Source organism: Flavobacterium eburneipallidum (assembly GCF_027111355.2).
Classification (GTDB): Bacteria; Bacteroidota; Bacteroidia; order Flavobacteriales; family Flavobacteriaceae; genus Flavobacterium; species Flavobacterium eburneipallidum.
The window spans coordinates 2,908,596-2,926,372 of record NZ_CP114291.2 but is presented as its reverse complement, the minus strand read 5'-3'; the positions used below and the strand labels follow the sequence as shown (position 1 = coordinate 2,926,372).

Here is a 17,777-nt window from a genome sequence, read left to right as displayed (position 1 = left end):
TTTGTGAATAATTTCATTGAATTGCATTAATAATTTTAGAAAAATTTCAATGATTTGAAATCTTCGTATTCTAATTTATCTTCAAACTGAATTGAATTTTTTCTGGGGATGTTTTAGTTGATTAATTCAAAGATAAATGATTTTTACAAATATGTAGTTGGGGTACTGACTCTAAAACTTATAAATTTTATCTATCCTCAAAATACTTTTTATGTATCAATTCACAAAATTAATTACTGTTTTATAAATAGTAAGATGTTAATGGTTTGTATAGTAGTATTTTATGTTTTTTAAAGTGTTTTTTTTCTTAATCATTCCATACATTTTAGTTATTGTTAAATAGCCTAAAAATAATCAATTTACAAAATAGTGCTGTGAAATACCCCCTAATATAATGTGAATTGCCCACACACTTCTTTGTTAATGCCGTTAGTTTTGTAGCTTAAAATATAAAGATGTTTCGTAAAATTATTTGTTTGTTATTATTGGCGTGTACAACCGCTTCTTTTACTGTTGAAAAAATCAAAAGTGATAATTTACTAAAATTATGGTATAATACTCCAGCCGAAAGATGGGAAGAAGCTTTGCCTCTAGGTAATGGCAGACTAGGAGCCATGGTTTTTGGTTCGCCTGAATTAGAGCATTTGCAATTAAACGAGGAAACCGTTTGGGCAGGTGAGCCAGGAAATAATATTCCAAAAGGGTTTGGTGAAATTTTACCACAGGTTAGGAAATTAATTTTTGAAGAAAAATATAAAGAAGCAGAAACTTTGACAATGTCCAAAGTGCCACGCAAAGCATTTGCCGACAACAATTACGGGATGTCTTATCAAACTGTAGGCGATTTGTGGATGAATTTCCCGACTTTAAAAAATGTGAATAATTATTATAGGGAACTCGATTTAAAAACTGCGATTAGCACTGTAACATTTCAGAAAGACGGAGTAACTTATAAGCGCGAATATTATGCAAGTGCCATTGATCAAGTAATTGTAGTTCGGTTAACGGCATCAAAAAAAGGAAAAATAACCTTCGACTTAAAAGCAACTAGTCCACATACAACCAATCAACTTCAAGTAGAAGCTAATCAACTTGTTTTAAGCGGAAAAGGTGAATCTGTAGATAATAAAGAAGGTAAAATTGAGTTCAATGCTAGGTTTTTTCCAGTTATTGATGGTGGAAAATTAGCTAAAACGGATTCTTCGTTAGTTGTTTCAAATGCAGATTCAGCTACCATTTTAATTTCAATTGCAACAAATTTCCAAAACTACAAAGACCTGACTGGAAATGCCAAAGAAATTGCAGCAAATTACCTGTTAAAAGCTAAAAACAAAAGTTACAATTTAATTAAAAGAGAACACGTAGCAGATTATCAAAAATATTTCAATAGAGTTTCACTTGATCTAGGGGTTACCAATTCAGTAAATAAACCAACTGATCAGAGAATTGCAGAATTTGCCAAAGAGAATGACCCTCAATTAGTGTCGTTGTATTTTCAGTTTGGACGTTATTTACTTATTTCTTCATCCCGTCCCGGAACGCAACCAGCCAATTTACAAGGGATTTGGAATGGTTCAAATTCTCCGCCATGGGATAGTAAATATACCGTAAACATTAATACGGAGATGAATTATTGGCCAGCAGAAGTCACCAATTTGCCCGAGATGCATGAACCATTATTTGCGATGTTAAAAGATTTGTCTGAAACGGGGAAGCAGACAGCTACAGAAATGTATGGAGCTGGTGGGTGGATGATGCATCATAACACGGATATATGGCGAATTACCGGACCAGTTGATGGAGCCTTCTATGGTATGTGGCCTATGGGAGGAGCTTGGTTGAGCCAACACTTGTGGCAACATTATTTATACAGTGGTGACAAGAAATTTTTATCTCAAGTATATCCAATTCTAAAAGGAGCGGCCATGTATTATTCAGATGTGTTACAGGAGCATCCTAAATATAAATGGCTGGTGGTAACGCCTTCAATGTCTCCAGAGAATACTCACCCAAAAGGGACTTCAATGACGGCAGGAACAACTATGGATAATCAGCTCGTATTTGATGTTTTTTCTAATTTTATTGAAGCTTCTTCGATTTTAAAGGTTGATGGAACTTTTGCTGATACATTAAAGACAATGAAGCAGCGATTGGCTCCAATGCAAGTTGGCCAACATACTCAATTGCAGGAATGGCTAGAGGATTGGGATCGTAAAGAGGATACACACCGTCATATTTCCCACTTGTACGGTCTTTATCCAAGCAACCAGATTTCTCCTTTTGTTCATCCGGAGTTGTTTCAAGCGGCACAGCACACACTCGAATATCGTGGTGATAAATCAACAGGCTGGTCTATGGGATGGAAAGTTAATTTTTGGGCTCGATTGCTTAACGGTGATAGAGCTTATAAACTTATTGAAGATCAATTGTCTCCTTCCCCATTAGAAAAAAAAGGAGAGAAAGGTGGGACTTACCCGAATTTGTTTGACGCACATCCACCGTTTCAAATTGACGGTAATTTTGGATGCACAGCGGGTATCGCAGAAATGTTGTTACAAAGTCAAGACGGTTCAATTTATTTGCTTCCCGCCCTGCCCACAAAATGGTCTAAAGGAGAAATAAAAGGATTGTGCGCTCGTGGGGGTTTTACATTAGACTTTAAATGGGAGAATAGCAAGATTGTAGAATTAACGGTATATTCTAGTCTAGGGGGTAACTGTCGTTTAAGATTGGCTAACGAATTGCATAGTGAGGTTGCATTAACCAAGGTGTCTGAAACTATAGAAAATCCAAATCCATTATACAAACGTAATATTATTAAAGAGCCTCTCATTAATGAAAAGGCTGAATTAAAATCACTCTTATTAGGTAAAACACAGTTATTTGATTTTGATACCCAAGCCAATAAAGTATATCATTTTAAATCAAAATAAATACATAAATCTCTATTAATATAATTCATGAAAACTATATACAAATTTATTTTAATCGCAATTATCGGAATTTTATCTCCTTTAGTGGCTCATTCCAAAGATACAAAAATTGTTGCTCTTGACGGAAGTGGTGACTATACAAGCATTCAACAAGCTATTAATTCGGTTGAGTCGAATCAGGAAAAACAAACAATCATTTTTATCAAAAATGGATTATACAATTCAGAGAAATTATTGGTGTCAAGTGATAAAAAGAATATCACTTTTAAAGGTGAAAGCAGAGAAAAAACAATAATAACCTATCATATATATGATTGCAAAGAGGGTTTAAATAATAAATGTCCAGCAGAAGATGTTGCAAAATGGACTGGACAAGCTATTCGAACATCGGCCACGGTTTCCATTCAAGGTGATGGGTTTCGTGCAGAAGATATTACTTTTCAAAATACAGCGGGTCCTGTAGGTCAAGCTTTAGCAATTTATATTACTTCTGATAAAAATGTTTTTGTCAATTGTAATTTTTTAGGGTATCAAGACACTGTTTTTTTAGCCAAAGACCATACAAGAAGTTACTTTAAAGGCTGTCTCATTTTAGGAAGGACTGATTATATCTATGGAGGAGGTATTGGGTATTTTGATTCCTGTGAAATACGAAGTTTTGGTGGCGGTTGGATTACGGCACCAAGTACACCAAAAGAACAAGATTATGGTTTTGTTTTTTTTAAATGTAAACTAACGTTTTCTGAAAAAAGTCCAAAGGAAAATGACAATAATCAATCCGTTAGTTTGGGTCGTCCGTGGCATAATTTTCCAAAAGTAACTTGGATTAAATGCGAAATGGGAAAAGAAATTAATACTGTAGGTTGGCCTACTATTTGGAATATGCAGTATGCCTCTACAAGTAAAGATTTGCATTTGTTTGAGTATAAAAATACTGGAACTGGAGCGGATATGTCCAAACGTGCAAATTGGGTAGGAATACGAGAACTTAATTCGGAAGAAGTAAATCGATATTCATTAAAAAGTGTGCTCAAAGGGCAAGATAATTGGCAGCCTATGGACTAAAGTCTTGATAAATTTATAAAAGAAAAAACTATTAACAGTAATGCATATTTAACCAAAAAACAAACCTAAAATGAAAAAATTATTAAAAAAACCAAAATGTAAAATAGGATTATTTATCCTCTTTTTTATGATGTTAAATCTTTCCGTTTTTGCCCAATATGATAAAATTGTATCAAAAGATGGAAGCGGAGATTATACCAATGTTCAGGCAGCCATTGATGCTGCACCTACTGGGCGTACAACTCCATATAAGATATATATTAAGAATGGAAAATATATCGGACAGCTTAATATACCTTCAACAAAACCTTTTATTGAATTAATTGGTGAAAACCCAGCAAACACTATTTTGAGTTATGGAGATGGTCTAGGAGGAACAACAACTCTTACTATCAATTCTAACGATTGTATGCTGATGGGGCTGACTCTTGAAAATTCTCAAGGTTATTTATCAGACGGTCCCCAGTCTTTGGCAATAAAAACGATTGGAGATAGAGCTGTATTTTATAATTGCAGGTTTATAAGTGGTCAAGATACAGTATATCATCCAGGAAATGGGAAACGTGTATATTACAAAAATTGTTACATTGATGGTAATACTGATTTTATTTATGGATCAGCGATTGCAGTTTTTGACTATTGCGTGATTTATGGAAGAGACCGAGTAGATGGATCAAGTGGGGGAATTGTCACAGCGGCCAACACTCCTCAATCACAAGCTTATGGACAGATATTTAGGGATTGTATCATACCCGCTAATAATGGAGTGACTGTTTATAGTCTTGGCCGTCCTTGGCAGAATGATGCTGGGACTTTAGAAGCCAATAGGGCGGGTAACAAAACCGTTTTCTTGAACACCAAGATGAGTACTTCTGTTGCTCCTACAGGTTGGTCTGTTTGGGATGCTGGAACAAATACCAGTACTATAACTTATGCTGAATACAAAAGCGTAGGATTTGATGGTTCTCTTATTGATGTAAGTAAAAGACTTTCGTGGTCAAAACAATTATCAGATGCTGAAGCCGCTCCTTATTATGTGAATTCTAATTTCTTTGGAAGCTGGGATCCCTATGCAGTTTGGTCAGATCTTCCTGCTGGAAACAATTTCACTCCAGTGATTGCGCTCACTAACTTCAGAGCTAAAAGAACCACTTCTCAAGTTGCATTTCTGTTCAATTTAGCTTGGCCAGTAAGTGGTGTTACCTACACCCTTTACAGAAGTACTGACAACAAGGCTTCTTATACTCCGATAAAAAATTATACAATCAATAGTGATGTAACGATAGCAAATCAGTTTTCGGATGTATTACCTCCAGTTGGAAGTGCCTATCATTATTATGTTGAAGCATCAAAAGGTTCAGAGGTCAATAAAAGTGATGTGGTAACAGTAGATCCTGCTATTCCTTTAAATGGTGATTATCGATCAAAAGGTTCCGGTATTTGGGCTAACAATATTACTTACTCTGTTGTCAAGGCTAGCAATGTGATAACAGGCATAACTGTTACAGGTAGTCCATCAGGTTTTGATGATGCCAATCCGCCAAGTATAATAATTAGTGGAGGGTCAGGTTCTGGAGCTACTGCTACTGCTGTAGTATCAGGAGGAAAAATAACGTCTATTACAGTAACCAACGGAGGTACAGGTTATAGTGGAAATCCGACGGTGGCTGTTGCGACGAATACTAATTATCCGACTCTGCCTGCTTCCATTTGGGAAAAATATAATGCTTCAAACAGTACATGGGAAAATGTACCATTTGGAACTTCACACTCCAATTCAAATGTTACCATCAAAAGCGGGCATACCGTTACCATTACTTCTCTTTCTAGTGTAAACGCATTAGTTGTTGAAACAAATGCCATATTGAACGCCACGGCAAATTCGAGTTTGCGTTTTCTTTCCGATATTGTCAACAACGGGAGCATAGGAACCAATACAACAGATAGAATTAGTCTTACCTACTCAAATACTGCAGCGACTGCTGTTGCAACGATATCAGGTACAGGTACATATTTGCTTAACAGCTTAAATACATTAGCCGAGTTACAAAATGCGACTTTGAATATTGACCAGAACATGAATGTTACCAACAATATAAATGCTCTTTACGGTAATTCAAGCAACCAAAATGTCAATAATATTACTTTTATCATCAATGCAGGAAAAACAGTTGTCGCCAAAGCCTTGCATAGTTCAGGATCTACAGCCACATCCACTAATTATCCAAAATATGGTAAATATACTTATGTTGTTAATGGTACTTTAGATATGAGCGCAAGCACCAGTACCAGTTCATTTATACCTTATGAAGCTACAGGATCTACAGACCCAACAGTAAGCTTGACCGTAAATGGAGCTTTAATACTAGGAACAGGAGGTTTTAAGGCCATAACAACAACCTCTGGTACTCCAGAGATTGGAAAAGTATATCTTACTATTGCTGATGGTGGAATTGTAGATGCAACCAGAGCTACTACTTTTGATACTGGAAATAAATTTTTTATTACCACAGGCAGTGGTGTTTTAAAACGAAAAGTAGGAGCTACAGATGTAAAATTTCCAGTTGGATCAGTTGGTTCAATCATTGCAAATCCAATAATTTTGAATAATTCAGGGGTAGCAGGTAATTTTTCTGTTTCGGTTAAAAATATGTTGGATGTTCCTGTTGACAAGGCAATAAACAAACAATGGACAGTCAATGCAGAAACAGCTGGAGCCAATCTTTCAGTGAAAACACAATGGCTTGGTGCGGACAATGGCACATTTAATACTTCAGATGCCTCATTCTCTTTGATAAACAAAACGGGAGCTAACGCATGGGAAAGTAATGCAGCGGTTCTTGGAGGAAGCGGAACTGAAGTCAGTCCTTATACTGCAAGTGCGTCAGGAATCACTTCCTTTGGTGCTATCAGTGTCATGAGCGGAAATTCCATTAATCTAGATTTACTTTCGTTTAATTCCGATAAAAAAACGCTTACTGTATTCCCAAACCCATCCATCAATGGAAAAATAATGGTTAATTATTCAACCTCACAAAAAGGTGCAAGTTTGAGTATCATCAGTTATGATGGTCGAATTCTTAAACAGGTATCTCCAGTTTCGGGATCATTGCAGTCTGCCATCGATATTTCAGATTTGAGCGTTGGTGCATATATTTTAATCTATCAAAATGGGTTGGATAAAAAAGTGGTCAAATTTTTAAAACTTTAAAATAAATCTTGAGAATATTGGCATGTCAAATTGGCTAATTGATCAGCAATATATGGGCTTACTTCTTACTGAAGTAAGCTCATTTATTAAAAAGTGTTCTTAAAGAGCAGAACATTGGGAACCCTTTAACTAATAAAATTTTTATAAAAAGAATCATGAAAAAACTATTGCTAGTATCAATATGTACCCTAACATTTTTGAATTCATTTGCGCAAGAAAATCTAAAACTTTGGTATAATAAACCATCAAAAGCTTGGACGGATGCTTTACCACTAGGTAATGGTAGATTAGGTGCTATGTTTTATGGTGTGCCCCAGTGCGATACCATCCAAATTAATGAAGATACTTTTTGGTCAGGAAGCCCTTATCAAAATGTCAATCCAAATTCAAAAAATAGTTTAAAAAAAATTCAAAAATATATTGAAGACGAGAATTATATAGATGCCCAGAAACTGTCTCTTAATGATATTATTGCCGATCGTAAAATTACATCTCATGGCCAGGCTTATCAATCAATAGGAAATCTAATTTTAACTGTTCCAGATCATGAGAAATTTACCGATTATTACAGGGAATTGGATTTGAAAACTGCTATCGCAAAAACCAAATATAAAGTTGATGGAGTTGAATACCAACGAGAAGTGTTTACTTCCTATCCTGACCAATTAATTATTATTCGCTTAACATCAAATCAAAAAGGAAAAATTTCCTTAAACACCTCTTTTGTTGGGCCATTAAAAACACAAATGGTCAAAGTGGTTACAGAAGTTCCTCTTGGTCAAGATAAATTCCTCTTGGTTAATGGAAAATGCACAAAAGATAAAGAGGAAAATATTCCTAATTTATTGAATTTTAATGCGCAGGTCAAAGTTGAATCTGAAGGTGGGACTCGACTAACAGACTCAAAAAGTATTTCTGTTAAAAATGCAGACGAGGTAACTATTTACATTTCTGTGGCAACAAATTTCAAGAATTACAAGGATATTTCGGGTGATGCTGAAAAACAGGCAAAAGAGTATATGTCTAAATTTTCAAAAAAATACGAAAAGGCCAAAGCCGATCATATTTTTGCATACCAAAAACAATTCAATAGAGTTCAATTTAATCTGGGTAAGACTGATCAAGTGTTAAAACCTACTGATCAACGAATTGCAGAATTTTCCAAAAGTGATGACCCAGCATTAGCGGCAATGTACTTTCAGTTTGGTCGCTATTTATTGATATCCTCTTCGCAACCTGGAACACAACCAGCTAACTTGCAAGGAATATGGAACCCTAACGCAGGTCAATATCCTGCTTGGGATAGTAAATATACCACCAATATAAATGTGGAAATGAACTATTGGCCTGCTGAAGTAACGAACCTAAGCGAATGCCATGACCCATTCATTCAGTTAATTAAAGATGTAAGCGTTACTGGAAAACAATCTGCTTCTGAGATGTATGGCAGCAGGGGGTGGACACTTCATCACAATACGGATTTGTGGCGTATGACTGGTGCTGTAGATAAAACCGCTGGGATATGGCCGACTTGTAATGCGTGGTTTGCTGCGCATTTATGGGAAAAGTTTCTTTTTTCTGGAGACAAGAAATACCTAAATGAGATATATCCAATTTTGAAAAGTGCTTGTGAATTTTATCAGGACTTTTTAGTTAAGGATAAAAAAACCGGTTATCTTGTAGCCTCACCCTCAATTTCTCCTGAACATACTCCAGGTTTGCAATCTTATGAAGTTGTAAATGCTGACGGAACTATCGGTAAAGAAAGATGTAATGTTTTTTCTGGAGTAACAATGGATAATCAAATGATTTTTGATTTGTTGTCCAACACGATTGATGCTGCCAAAATTTTAGAAATAGATAGTTATTTTTCTGTTCAACTGAAAGACATACGATCTCAATTGCCTCCAATGCATATAGGGAAGTTTACCCAGTTACAAGAATGGCTAGAAGATTGGGATAAAAAAAATGATGCCCATCGTCATGTATCACATCTTTGGGGTGTTTTTCCCGGAAGAGAAATTTCTCCATTCAAAACTCCTGAACTTTTTGAAGCTTCCAGGAATACACTTGTTGGAAAAGGTGATGCAAGTCGTGGTTGGTCAATGGGGTGGAAAGTTTGTTTATGGGCGCGTTATCTAGATGGCAATCATGCTTATCAATTGATTAAAAATCAACTTAATTTGAAACCTGCAAACGCTACCATAAAGGATCCAGATGGAGGTACTTACACAAATATGTTTGATGCTCATCCGCCATTTCAAATTGATGGTAATTTTGGATGTACTGCAGGGATAGCCGAAATGTTGTTGCAAAGCCATGACGGAGCGGTATTTTTATTGCCAGCATTACCAGATGCTTGGTCAAAAGGTTCCATATCTGGTTTAAGAGCTCGGGGTGGTTTTGAAATAGAAAATATGGAATGGAAGAATGGGAAGATAAAGTCCTTGACCATAAAATCAAATTTGGGAGGAAATCTTAGATTGAGAAGCTATGATAAATTAGGCGGGAATTCAATCTTGAAAGCAAAGGGGGAGAATCCTAATCATTTCTTTAAATTCCAACCTGTGGAAAAGCCCGTAATTTCTCCACAGGCCGCTTTTAATGGGGCTAATGTTCCAATAGTTTTTGAATATGATGCTGATACACAAGAAGGAAGTTCATATACTTTCACTTTAGCAGAATAATTTATTTTATTCCGAATTTAAATATTTTATATAGTAGAAATTTTCTGACTTTTTGTTCATGAAGTATATGTACGAAAATGAATGAATCAGCACAGACAACAAATTAACTAGCCACTTTTAATTTATGACCAATAAACCGACAATTATGTATTCAGAACTAAAAAAACAGAAAAAAACTACCCAGAATTCACTCAAAAAAATATCAATTATTCTATTGTTCCTATTAGGAATTACAACTCAGATGCAAGCTCAGCGAACTGTTGAAAAGCTCAATCGTGGTTTAGTAGTCATACGCTTAAATACTAATCAAGTCTATGTTGGATGGAGAATGCTGGGAACTGAACCCACCGATGTAAGTTATAATTTATATTGTGACGGAGTAAAAGTAACAGGAAGTCCTTTTATAACAAGCACCAATTTTACTCACAACATCAATACTAATGGAGCTTATACTATTCGTGCAATTATTAATGGAGTCGAACAACCTGAATCAGAAACTGCCACAGTATGGACCAACCAGTATTTGGACATAGCTATGCAAGTACCCCCTGGAGGAACCAACGTAAGTGGATCTTACACCTATAGCGTAAATGATTGCAGCGTGGGTGACGTAGATGGTGATGGACAATATGAAATCTTCGTAAAATGGGATCCATCCAACTCAAAAGACAATTCCCAACCTGGCTTTACGGGCAATGTCTATATCGATTGCTACCGGTTGGACGGAACTCGTCTATGGAGAATTGACTTGGGAAAAAATATCCGTGCTGGTGCACATTACACCCAATTTATGGTGTACGATCTGGATTCGGACGGTAAAGCTGAAATGGCTTGCAGAACAGCAGATGGATCCATAGATGGAGCTGGGATAGTTATTGGCGATGCATCAGCAGATTACAGAAACGCTACTGGCAGTACAACTACATCTGGAAGCCCTTATGGAGCTGTCATATCAGGTCCTGAATTTTTGACTGTTTTTAACGGACTAACGGGAAAAGCAATGGCTTCAACTAATTATTTGCCTGCACGCGGAACGGTATCCTCTTGGGGTGATAGTTATGGTGGTCGTTCGGAACGTTTTGTTGCTGCCATCGCTTATCTTGACGGGTCAAAACCTAGTCTAGTAATGGGTCGTGGCTATTACACCAGATTGGTACGCGTTGCTTGGGATTGGCGAAACAATACCCTTTCCCAAAGATGGATTTTTGACAGCAGTACTTCAGGGAATTCGACTTATGCAGGTATGGGAAATCATCAAATGACAGTAGGTGATGTAGATGGAGACGGCAAAGACGAGATATTCAATGGCTCGAGCGGTATTAATGACGATGGTACAAAATTATTTGCCAACACCTTGGGTCATGGAGATGCGTTACATATGAGTGATATGGATCCGGATCGTCCTGGACAAGAAATATGGCAATGTCTGGAAGAACCTGCTAAATACAAAACGAATGGTCTGGTTTTCTTAGACGCCCAAACAGGAGCAACAATTTGGGGCATACCCGCAAATACAGATGTAGGTCGTTGCAATGCAGCAGATATTGACCCACGCTACAAAGGATATGAATGTTTTGGTAGCGCTGGTGTAAAGGATGCTGCTGGCGTTACTACTACAACAAACTATTTAATGGACTGTAAAGGAAACCTTATCAGCAATAAAAAGCCTACGCAGAATTTTTCAATTTGGTGGGATGCTGATTTGAATAGAGAATTATTAGATTCAAACAAAATAGACAAATGGGATTACATAAATGGCAGAACTAGTAATATGTTAACTGCGACTGGGTATTCTTCAAACAACACCACCAAAGCAACCCCTAGCTTGAGTGCCGACCTCTTTGGAGATTGGAGAGAAGAAGTTATCTTCCGAAAGGACGACAATACTTCTATCCGAATTTACACGACCAATATTCCTACTACCCATAAATTATACACTTTAATGCACGATACACAATACAGAACTGCTATTGCTTGGCAAAACTCTGCTTACAACCAACCGCCTCATCCAAGTTTTTATTTGGGAGTAGATATGGATGCCCAAACAAAACCAAATGTAGTTACTGCAGGTGCAAATTTATCGAACCAAGATTTTTCAAATTCAAAATCTTCAGCTAACGCTATTCTCTATCCGAATCCTACCAGTCAAACTTTTACAATTAAAGCGGAAGGACAGTTTACTTACACTATTCACAACACTTTAGGTTCAGAAGTAGGATCTGGAAAAGGAGAAAATCAGGTTGAAGTTGGACAAATATCCACAGCATTAGGTTTATATATTATTACTGTAAAATCAGAAAAAGGAACTTCATCTATTAAATTGATTAAGGAATAAAATTCGTGTAATTCAAATTTAAACTAACTAACTATTAATAAAACTAAATTTATTATGAAACATTTAAAATTAATTGCCGTTTTTGTCGGTTTCCTGTTTTTATCGGCCTGTAGCTCCGATAAAGAACTTATTGACAATAGCATAAAATCCATTACGATCTTAAATGCAAATGCCATCACTGATGGAGTTCCGAGACAATTGATTGTTTCTGTGCTACCAAGTACTGCTGAAAATAAAGCAGTTATTTGGAGCGTATCCGATGCCACAATAGCCACAATTTCAGATACAGGACTTTTGACTCCCTTTCAAAATGGCAGCGTAATTGTAACCGCCACGGCAAAAGATGGCTCGGGTGTTTCAAAAGAATCTACCATCAGCATTTCAGGAGTAAAAGCAAAAGTTATTCTTGTATCAAACATTACTATTAGTGGTACAACAAACAACACTAATGGGCAATCACAACAGCTTTCATTAGCTGTATTGCCCGCTGATGCAACGAATAAAACAGTTACTTGGGATGTTTCCTCAAGTATTGCAACTATTTCAGCAGATGGGCTTTTGATACCAAAATTGAACGGTACAGTTACCGTTACAGCTACTGCCAATGACGGTAGTGGAAAAATAGGACAAATGCAGCTTACGATTTCTGGAGTAACAGCAGTATATGCTACTAAAGTAAGATCCGAAAGTATGTTGATATGGCAAAGAAGTAATGGCGGTTGGTCAAAAACAGTTTCTGATTTTTCTCAATACAATCGGGAGCAAACCGATGCAGAAAAAGCTGTGGCAGCAAGCACTAAAAACAATCTCGACACTTCAATTGATAACAGTCACGTAACTCAAGAGCTTCGAGATTTACTCACGGATTACAAATCGACCAACAATCCTAATTATTTGGTAGCGGCAGAAAAAGCAATTGATTATCTCTTTACCGCTCAATATGACAATGGGGGTTGGCCGCAATATTATCCAGACAAAAGCGGCTATAGACATCAAATTACCTACAATGATGATGCTATGGTTAAAGTAATGAACGTGATGTGGGACATTTCAAAGGGTAAAAATAATTTGGAATTGGTCAAACCATCTTACAAAGCCAGAGCGACAACCGCTTTCAATAAAGGAATTGACGTCATGTTGAAAACTCAAATTACAGTTAACGGTAAAAAAACGGTTTGGTGCGCACAACACGATGAAATAACTTTATTGGCTGCAACGGCAAGAGCTTATGAGTTACCTTCCTTAAGTGGCTCTGAATCCGTTGGAATTGCGAGAACCCTAATGTTGGTCGAAAGCCCTTCAGCGGAGGTAAAACAAGCTGTGAAAAATGCTGTGGATTGGTTTAATAGTGCAAAATTATTAAACATTTCTACCAAAAAAGTTCCTGATGCTAGTAGTCCTAACGGTTTTGATGTAGTAGTTTATGCTACATCAGGAACCACCATTTGGGCTAGATTTTATGATTTGAATACGAATCTTCCTTTTTTCTGTGGAAGAGATGGGGTAAAAAAAGCCACATTGGCAGAAGTAAATGATATCGAAAGAAGATCTGGATATGCGTGGTACGGTGCATGGCCTTCAGGTTTAATTGGTTCAGAATATACTGCATGGAAATCCAAAAACGGATTGTAGCACTATAGCCGTTCTAAAAATCCTTGATTATACTAAATTGATAGGTAGTGTTAATTTGATTATTTGCAATACCATTAATTATCATACTAAAACATATTATTTAAAGCGATAGTTGATAAATCAAAAATATATGAAAAACACTCAAAACTTAAATTTTAGTTTTGGGTGTTTTTTTATTGCTATCATTGATGTTTTTATCAAATAAGAGCATAGAAAACGTACTCCAAAACAAATAATTTATTCGACAGATTTATTAGCTATAACGCATAACATTAGTGATTGTAAGTGTTTGTGATTTACCCCCTCGTTTATTGTGATTTACCCCCAGCCATAGTATAATCAAACAATAGATTTGTCTGCATAAAATAATTTATGTAAATGATAAAAAAACAGACAAAAAAACAGACAAAAAAACAGACAAAAAAACAGACAAAAAAACAGACAAAAAAATGATGATCTAATTAACAAACTAACCAAAAAACAAGATTAAGTAAAAATGAATGTACTTGTCTTTAAAGCAAAAATTAACCAATTAAAAAAAATGTATGAAAAATTATTTGTCAAGGAGTGACTTTGGCTTATTTGAAGCATTAGAAAAGAAAACAAAAGCCTCTATGTATATTTCTTTCGTTTTGATGTTTTCGCTATCTGTTTCAGGGAAAACAAATCTGAAGTCATCAAATGGAAGAAATTTAAATCTGCAAAATTCTGCAGCTGTAAGTATTAGTTCTTCATTAGTAGAAGGAGAAATAACTGTTTCTGGAAAAGTTGTCGATGAAAAGGGACTTGGAATACCAGGTGTTTCTGTTGTAGTTAAGGGCGTTAAAAAAAGTACCTCAACAGATTTAGACGGTAGTTATAAAATTGCAGGAGTACCTGAAAATGGTACTTTAGTATTCTCTTTTATAGGTATGGAAACACAGGAAATTAGTGTTAATGGAAAACAGACTATTACTGTTAAAATGAAAGACCTAACTACCGATTTGAATGAAATAGTTGTAATTGGGTATGGCACCGCTAGACGAAAAGATTTAACAGGATCAGTGTCGTCTGTGAGTATGAAAGACTTAAAAGATATTCCAGCAACATCTGCTTTACAAGCAATTGCAGGACGTATGGCTGGTGTTAATGTAACCATTGCAGACGGTTCTCCAGACGCACCGATTAAGATACGTGTAAGAGGAGGAGGATCTATAACTCAAGATAACTCACCATTATTTATAGTTGATGGATTTCCAGTAAGTAACATAAATGATATCGCTCCAGGTGATATTGAATCTATGGATGTTCTTAAAGATGCTTCTTCTACAGCAATTTATGGTGCTCAAGGTGCAAATGGAGTTGTTCTTGTTACAACTAAATCAGGAAAATCAGGTAAAACAGAAATCAATGTTAATGCCTATTCAGGTATAAAAAACACTTACAATTTAACAGAAGTATTGTCTCCGTATGATTTTGTCTATTTTCAAAAAGAGCTAGATCCAGGAGCAAGTCTTACAGGGTCTGCTTTTTACAGTACCTATGGAGCTTGGGATGATGTTGATGTTTATAAATCTAAAAAAGGTACAGATTGGCAGGAAAAACTGTATGGTAATACAGGAATTCAAACTCATGTTGATTTCGGCTTAACAGGTGGGGAATCCACACTGAAATACAAGCTTAATTATACTCACGACAATGAAGATTATATTATGCTAAATTCAGCTTATAAAAGAGATTATTTAAGTTTTAATTTGAATAAAAAAATAAGCCCCAAATTATCATTTGATTTCAATACAAGAATTTCAAACACAGTTATTACAGGACCTAGTGTTTCTTCTGGAAGTAAACTTAGAGAAGGAATTAAGTATGCTCCAGTTTATAGCTTAACCAGTCAGCCAGGTAATACTTTAGGAGGAGCAGATGATATAACTTCAGCCGAGGCTTTAAGTTCATTAAATGATCCTGTTTATAATATTACTAACGAATATAAAGATCAGAATAAGTTTAATGCTACATTCAATGCGGGATTAACTTGGAAGCCTATAAAAAGTTTAACGGTTTCTTCTAAAGGAAGCTTCGGTACAAATAAAGACTTTACTGATAATATTTGGCTAAATAAAACAGGAGAAGCCAGTGCCAATGGTGGACAGCCTGTAGCTAGACGTACAGATTCAAAAAGCTACAACTGGTCTATTCAAAATACAGTTTCTTATAATACAAATTTTAATAGCAAAATTCATAAGTTGGATTTAATGGCAGGACAAGAAATGAACAATTCTCAAGCAAATGAGATGCGTAGCGAATCCAAGTTTTATCCCATAGATTTTACTGCAAAAGATGTTTTAGCAATGTGGAATTATGGTACGCCATCACCAACTTATACCACTATATACGAGCCTTCAAGAACTTCATCTTTATTTGGACGTGCTAATTACACATTTCATAATCGTTACATTTTAACTTTAACAGCTAGATCCGATTCAAAAAATGTATTTGCTCCAGAAAACCGTACAGGGTTCTTTCCAGGTGCAGCAGTGGCATGGAGGATATCGGATGAATCATTTATGAAATCAACAAAGAATTGGCTGTCAGATACTAAATTACGTTTGAGCTATGGTGAAGTAGGTAACGCAAGAGTTGGATCTTATTGGAGACAGGAGTATGGGTTTCAATCTACAAGCAGAAGTTTGTATTATATAAATGAACAACCGCAAAGCGCACTTGTTACATCTTCGGTCTTGAAAAATGAAAATTTAACATGGGAAACTACAGTGTCTGCAAATTTAGGACTTGATTTAGGTTTTTTTAATCAACGTTTAAGGGTAACAGCTGATATATATCAAAATGATGTTAAAGATTTAATTTTAGGAGTTGCTTTACCTTCAAATTCAGGATACGATACTCAATATCAAAATATAGGAAGAACTTCAAACAAAGGTTTAGAGATTGCTGTGTCTGGAGATATTATTAAAAACGATCAATTTTATTTATCAGCTAATTTCAATATAGCCTTCAACAAAAATATAGTAAAGGAATTAGATGGTTCCAGTGAAATGATTGTTTCTTCAAATTGGGGAGCTTTAATTGGAAAAGATGACTACAGAGCAATTGTAGGGCAGCCAGTTGGATTAATGTACGGATATGTTTCTGATGGATATTACACATTTGATGACTTTACTTATGATAATACACAAAAAAAATGGATTCTAAATCCAGGTGTTGTTGATGTCTCAAAAGTACTTCCAACATCTGGTAATTATTTTGGACCAGGTCACATGAAACTTAAAAAATTATCCGATGATGGCACTACTGTAATTTCAGCCGATAAAGACAGAAAAGTAATAGGGAGAGCACAACCTAAACATGTAGGAGGATTTTCTTTCAGCACAGGCTACAAAGGTTTCGATTTAACAGCTATGTTCAATTGGTCTTTTGGCAATGATATTTATAATGCCAATAGAATAGACAACACTACTTTTAGTGGTTCCAAAAGATATCAAAACATGAGTTCGGTAATGAGTATAGAAGATCGATTTACTACAATTGATCCAGTTACAGGATATAATATTATGTTTGGCGATAACGCAAATCCTCAACGTTTGCAGGAAATTAATCAAGGAAAAAGTTTATGGCATCCTCTTTCTAATTCAACTATTGTAACAGATTGGGCAATAGAAGATGGTTCATTTTTGAGATTTGGTAATTTAACAATGGGTTATACATTACCTGATACTATTGCAAAAAATGGCTTTGTACAAAAAGTACGTTGTTACGTTGGAGCAAATAATTTAATGATTTGGACTAAATATTCAGGCCAAGATCCAGAGGTGGATGGTATTCGCAATACCCCATTAACGCCAGGAGTAGATTGGTCTGCTTATCCAAAAGCAAAAACATTCCTTTTTGGAGTTAATGTAACATTTTAATAAAAA

Annotated in this window: 7 protein-coding genes; all 7 read left to right on the top strand. The window is 35.7% G+C overall.

Annotated features, from left to right (window positions below; translation table 11 throughout):
• Positions 1-455: 455 nt before the first annotated feature.
• The 7 genes from OZP15_RS12285 (at position 456) to OZP15_RS12255 (ending at position 17,771) form a co-directional block, all read left to right on the top strand.
• Positions 456-2,933, top strand: coding sequence for a glycoside hydrolase family 95 protein (locus tag OZP15_RS12285; RefSeq protein ID WP_281336253.1), 2,478 nt, complete (start codon positions 456-458; stop codon positions 2,931-2,933).
• A 27-nt stretch (positions 2,934-2,960) separates the two neighbouring features.
• Positions 2,961-3,998: a pectinesterase family protein gene (locus OZP15_RS12280; protein ID WP_281336252.1), complete on the top strand. Its 1,038-nt coding sequence runs from the start codon at positions 2,961-2,963 to the stop codon at positions 3,996-3,998.
• Positions 3,999-4,068: 70 nt separating this feature from the next.
• Positions 4,069-7,209 (top strand): pectinesterase family protein, encoded by a 3,141-nt coding sequence (locus OZP15_RS12275; protein WP_269225744.1) that lies wholly within the window; start codon positions 4,069-4,071, stop codon positions 7,207-7,209.
• Between the two features lie 155 nt (positions 7,210-7,364).
• Positions 7,365-9,896 carry a glycoside hydrolase family 95 protein gene (locus OZP15_RS12270; RefSeq protein WP_281336251.1) on the top strand — a complete coding sequence of 844 codons (2,532 nt, stop codon included), beginning with the start codon at positions 7,365-7,367 and terminating at the stop codon, positions 9,894-9,896.
• A gap of 145 nt (positions 9,897-10,041) precedes the next feature.
• Positions 10,042-12,231 (top strand): rhamnogalacturonan lyase family protein, encoded by a 2,190-nt coding sequence (locus OZP15_RS12265; protein WP_281336250.1) that lies wholly within the window; start codon positions 10,042-10,044, stop codon positions 12,229-12,231.
• 54 nt (positions 12,232-12,285) lie between these two features.
• A complete protein-coding gene (gene pelA / locus OZP15_RS12260; protein WP_269225737.1) occupies positions 12,286-13,863 on the top strand; it encodes a pectate lyase in 1,578 nt (525 codons plus the stop codon).
• Between the two features lie 545 nt (positions 13,864-14,408).
• Positions 14,409-17,771, top strand: coding sequence for a SusC/RagA family TonB-linked outer membrane protein (locus OZP15_RS12255; RefSeq protein ID WP_281336249.1), 3,363 nt, complete (start codon positions 14,409-14,411; stop codon positions 17,769-17,771).
• Positions 17,772-17,777: the final 6 nt, after the last annotated feature.

Coding starts and splice junctions, on each gene's coding strand:
- OZP15_RS12265 (WP_281336250.1), top strand. CDS start 10,042: ATGTATTCAGAACTAAAAAAACAGAAAAAAACTACCCAGAATTCACTC.
- OZP15_RS12285 (WP_281336253.1), top strand. CDS start 456: ATGTTTCGTAAAATTATTTGTTTGTTATTATTGGCGTGTACAACCGCT.
- OZP15_RS12255 (WP_281336249.1), top strand. CDS start 14,409: ATGAAAAATTATTTGTCAAGGAGTGACTTTGGCTTATTTGAAGCATTA.
- OZP15_RS12275 (WP_269225744.1), top strand. CDS start 4,069: ATGAAAAAATTATTAAAAAAACCAAAATGTAAAATAGGATTATTTATC.
- OZP15_RS12280 (WP_281336252.1), top strand. CDS start 2,961: ATGAAAACTATATACAAATTTATTTTAATCGCAATTATCGGAATTTTA.
- OZP15_RS12270 (WP_281336251.1), top strand. CDS start 7,365: ATGAAAAAACTATTGCTAGTATCAATATGTACCCTAACATTTTTGAAT.
- pelA (WP_269225737.1), top strand. CDS start 12,286: ATGAAACATTTAAAATTAATTGCCGTTTTTGTCGGTTTCCTGTTTTTA.